The organism is Bartonella sp. AP7XZML (assembly GCF_042195745.1).
Lineage (GTDB): Bacteria > Pseudomonadota > Alphaproteobacteria > Rhizobiales > Rhizobiaceae > Bartonella.
In genome coordinates, this window is record NZ_JBHIOT010000045.1 from 1 (window position 1) to 2796 (window position 2796).

Sequence of the window (2796 nt, forward strand, 5' to 3'; positions counted from 1 at the left end):
TCCTTAAGTTTTGCTATTGGTGATGATCAACAATCTGCCATCCTTGCCTTTGCTTGGAATGGCGGGATTGTTTTCTCAATCAAGCAAAACTCTGTTTCTGTTGGGTTTGGTGCTGGACAAACGGGTGGTGGGGGCTCCATGAGCGCCTCTTTCCAAAAGGATAAATCCTCTAGTGATTATCATAGTGTTGTGGAACAATCAGGCATCAAAGCTGGTGATGGCGGCTTTAAGATCAACGTTAAAGATAAAACAACGCTGACCGGAGGTATTATTGCCAGCACCGCGCCGGCAGATAAAAACAGCCTAACCACAGGAAGCATTAGCACCAGTGATATCAGCAACAGTGCCCATGCGCAAGCCAGCAGTCAAAGTTTAAGCATTTCTGGGAATGACACGATAAAAAACATTACCAAGAATGTTTTAAATCACGGCAAAGCCAAGGATGGAGCAGAAGGGGAAACCAAATCTGTTATCAGTGATGGGACTATCATCCTTACTGATACAACTGGACAGAGGGCGATGGGGCAAGATGCTGGACAAATCATTGGCTCTCTCAACCGCAACACCGCTACAGCCCACCAGGCAGTAGGACAGCTAGATGTTGCACCGCTTGAGGGAGCAGTGCATAATCGCGTAGATATGATCAATGATTTATCGGATGAAGGATTGGGATACTTTGATAAAATTTATAAAATCGCCTATGTCAAAAAACATCCTGAGGGTGAGCATGATGAAAATGGCAATGTCCTCTATGCAACAGATAAAAATGGAAAACCTATCAAAGACAGTTATGGAAGACAAGTCCCTCTGTATCGTTATTTAACGCCTGAAGAAGAAAAACATTTACAAAAAGGTTCTGATGGCAAGGTTCATATGTTTTACAATGGTATTTTTACCTCACCAGATGATGCTGCGCGTTATACTGTCCAGTTTGCTGACAATGATCATGGTCCCCTTTATTTTACATACTTTCCAGAAGCTGAAGACTGGGAAGTGGAAGTAGGGATAGCGATTTTTCAGAAGTTTCTGGAAGGTAGATTTTTTTTGGATTGACCAATTCAACCAAGAAATTCCAGGATATAATGTATCTTTATGGCAATATAGGATTGCATGATGATGCCCATAGTCGTGGTACCATAACAGCAGGAAATGGATCATATAATTTAGTAAAGCATGGTGTTCTCGGTATAGCAAAGGAAACAATGGTTAATTTCTTTGGTCCAGCTTATAATACTCAAGACATGGCAGATACGTTATATATCTTAAAGGATGGCAAGCAAACCACTGTCGGCTTGGAAAACCATGCAGATGATTTTGTTGGTGTTGTGTTTGGCAAGAATCCCGCTACTTTTGACAAGAGACTCCTTGGTAGTAACGTAGTGAAAGAGGCAAAGAAAGTACTATTTGGTTATCCCAGCCCTCATGTTTGTTATAGTCATGCAAGTAAGGCATGTCAAAGCGATTATGGGGATCCTAATCGTATATACATCCCTTCAAGGAGGAACAAATGAAATACATATTAAAACTATTAAGCGGGCTCGTTCTGTTAAGCGTGATTGGATGCAATATCGATAAACCTGCTCCAGGGTATATGTATATGTGGGAGAAGCCAGGAGCAGATTTTACTGAGATAGGAAAAGCTTTATTAGAATGTGGAATGCCAACGCCTTATGATGAGGATTCAGAAACTCAAAAGCTCACTCCTAATGCAATGGTTTCCATTGATGCTTGCATGGTCCAATCAGGTTTCCGCTATAAAAATAGAGTTGAGGGGGGGGGCTGGTGTTATACTTTTAAAGAAGACAACCTTCCAAATTGTCGTCCAGGTGCTGTCATACCACAGCGCAGTGTCAAGAAGCGCTTGAACAGCCCTTTTTGTAAAAGGTATAAAAACGCGGATGAATGTCAGCCTTAAGTGATGATCAACAATCCCCCTCCTTACCTTCACTTGGAATGGCGGGATTGTTTCCTCAACTAACCATTTCAATATTGTTCACTGTTGTTTTCAGCAGCGGTGACAGGAAATATCAACAGGTTTATGAGCTCTGTTTTATCGTAAATAAATCCATTGAAAGAGGGGAAAAATGAAGAAAATCTTAAAACTGTTGAGTTGTATGGCTTTGTTAAGTATCGCTGGATGTCAGTTTAATAAACCTCCTTCAGGATATTTGACTGCTTGGGAGAAACCAGGAGCAGATTTTACTGAGGTAGGAAAAGGCTTGTTAGAATGTGGTATGCCAACCCCTTATGATAAGGATCCAGAAAGCAGCAAGCTCAGTAATAATGCAATAGCAACAATTCATGCTTGTATGGTTCAATCAGGATTCCGCTATAAAGATGAAAGGGGGGGATGGTGTGTAAACCATAAAGCCGAAAACTTGCCCATTTGTCGTCCAGGCGCTGTTGTTCCACAGCGCAGTGTCAAGAAGCGCTTAAACAGCCCTTTTTGTAAAAAATATAAAAATGCGGATGAATGCCAACCTTAAGTTTTGCTGTTTGTGATGATTAACAATCCGCCATCTTTGCCTTTGCTTGGAATGGTGGGATTGTTTTCTCAACTAATCATCTCAATATTGTTCACCGTTGTTTTAAGCAGCGGTGACAGGAAATATCAACAGGCTTATGAGCTGTTTTATTGTAAATAAATCCATTGAAAGAGGGGAATAATGAAGAAAATCTTAAAACTATTGAGTTGCATAGCTCTGTTAAGTATCACTGGATGTGTTAACTCAATTCCCTCACTTTCTCCAGCATTATGGAGAAATAAAATACTTTTAGAATGTGGAGTACCGGACC

At 40.9% G+C, this 2796-nt stretch carries 3 protein-coding genes and 1 pseudogene; all 4 read left to right on the top strand.

The features are described 5' to 3' along the window. A pseudogene (locus ACFILT_RS03510) lies at positions 1-1053 on the top strand (filamentous hemagglutinin); the annotation flags it as partial. 53 nt (positions 1054-1106) lie between these two features. Continuing rightward, entirely contained in the window at positions 1107-1511 is a 405-nt protein-coding gene (locus ACFILT_RS03515) for a hypothetical protein (protein WP_375679588.1), read from the top strand. Further along, positions 1508-1915, top strand: coding sequence for a hypothetical protein (locus tag ACFILT_RS03520; RefSeq protein ID WP_375679589.1), 408 nt, complete (start codon positions 1508-1510; stop codon positions 1913-1915). The genes ACFILT_RS03515 and ACFILT_RS03520 overlap by 4 nt, the downstream gene beginning before the upstream one ends. 169 nt (positions 1916-2084) lie before the next feature. After that, a complete protein-coding gene (locus ACFILT_RS03525) occupies positions 2085-2486 on the top strand; it encodes a hypothetical protein (RefSeq protein WP_375679590.1) in 402 nt (133 codons plus the stop codon). Positions 2487-2796: the final 310 nt, after the last annotated feature.